The sequence below is a fragment of the Nocardia sp. NPDC004604 genome, from assembly GCF_040609795.1.
Taxonomy (GTDB): domain Bacteria; phylum Actinomycetota; class Actinomycetes; order Mycobacteriales; family Mycobacteriaceae; genus Nocardia.
Genome location: NZ_JBEXLC010000331.1, coordinates 1 through 1,526, shown reverse-complemented (window position 1 = coordinate 1,526; position 1,526 = coordinate 1). Strand labels below are relative to the sequence as shown.

Below are 1,526 nucleotides of genomic sequence, written 5' to 3'. Positions count from 1 at the left end.
TACGAGGCGATCGTCAAGGGCGAGAACATTCCGGAGCCGGGCATCCCGGAATCGTTCAAGGTGCTCCTCAAGGAACTCCAGTCACTGTGCCTCAACGTCGAGGTGCTGTCTTCGGACGGCGCGGCGATCGAGATGCGCGATGGCGACGACGAGGATCTGGAGCGTGCGGCCGCGAACCTGGGCATCAACCTGTCCAGGAACGAAGCCGCCACCGTCGACGATCTGGCGAACTAGGCGGTAGGTCGAATGCCGTTCCCCCCGGTAGCGATTGCTTGCAGGTCGCTCGAAAGGATCAGAACGGCATTCGGCTCCGCGTAACACCAACTAGTGAACTTTTGCTCGAATTCGACCCGAATAGGGGAAAGGAAGTTACGTGCTAGACGTCAACTTCTTCGATGAACTCCGGATCGGCCTTGCCACCGCCGAGGACATTCGGCAGTGGTCCTTCGGCGAGGTCAAGAAGCCGGAGACCATCAACTACCGTACGCTCAAGCCGGAGAAGGACGGCTTGTTCTGCGAGAAGATCTTCGGTCCCACCCGGGACTGGGAGTGCTACTGCGGTAAGTACAAGCGCGTCCGCTTCAAGGGCATCATCTGTGAGCGCTGTGGCGTCGAGGTGACTCGCGCCAAGGTGCGCCGCGAGCGGATGGGCCACATCGAGCTGGCCGCGCCGGTTACCCACATCTGGTACTTCAAGGGCGTGCCCTCGCGCCTCGGGTACCTGCTCGACCTGGCGCCGAAGGATCTGGAAAAGATCATCTACTTCGCCGCCTACGTCATCGTCGGCGTCGACGAGGAGCTGCGTCACAACGAGCTCTCCACGCTCGAGGCCGAGATGGAGGTCGAGAAGAAGGCCGTCGCCGATCAGCGCGACGCCGACCTGGAGGCCCGCGCCCAGAAGCTCGAGGCCGATCTGGCCGAGCTCGAGGCCGAGGGTGCCAAGTCCGATGTGCGCCGCAAGGTCAAGGACGGTGGCGAGCGCGAGATGCGTCAGCTCCGCGACCGCGCCCAGCGCGAACTGGACCGGCTCGAGGAGATCTGGACCACCTTCACCAAGCTGTCGGTCAAGCAGCTCATCGTGGACGAGATCCTCTACCGCGAGCTGATCGACCGGTACGGCGAGTACTTCACCGGCGCCATGGGTGCAGAGTCCATCCAGAAGCTGATGGAGAACTTCGACATCGACGCCGAGGCCGAGAACCTGCGGGAGACCATCCGCAGCGGTAAGGGCCAGAAGAAGCTGCGCGCGCTCAAGCGGCTCAAGGTTGTCGCGGCCTTCCAGACCAACGGCAACTCGCCCATGGGCATGGTGCTCGACGCCGTTCCGGTGATCCCGCCGGAGCTGCGCCCGATGGTTCAGCTCGACGGTGGCCGTTTCGCCACCTCCGACCTGAACGACCTGTACCGCCGCGTGATCAACCGCAACAACCGCCTCAAGCGACTGATGATCTCGGGCGCGCCGAGGGGAATGAACGTGCTTGTGATAGTGCATTTTGACCAGTGGTTGCGTCTAAACATAATAATGC

Annotated in this window: 1 protein-coding gene and 1 pseudogene; both read left to right on the top strand. The window is 62.5% G+C overall.

Annotated features, from left to right (window positions below):
- Positions 1-234 (top strand): hypothetical protein (locus ABZW16_RS43925; RefSeq protein WP_195154422.1); only part of this gene is annotated, 234 nt, incomplete at its 5' end.
- 139 nt (positions 235-373) lie between these two features.
- Positions 374-1,526: pseudogene (locus tag ABZW16_RS43920) on the top strand (DNA-directed RNA polymerase subunit beta'); the annotation flags it as partial.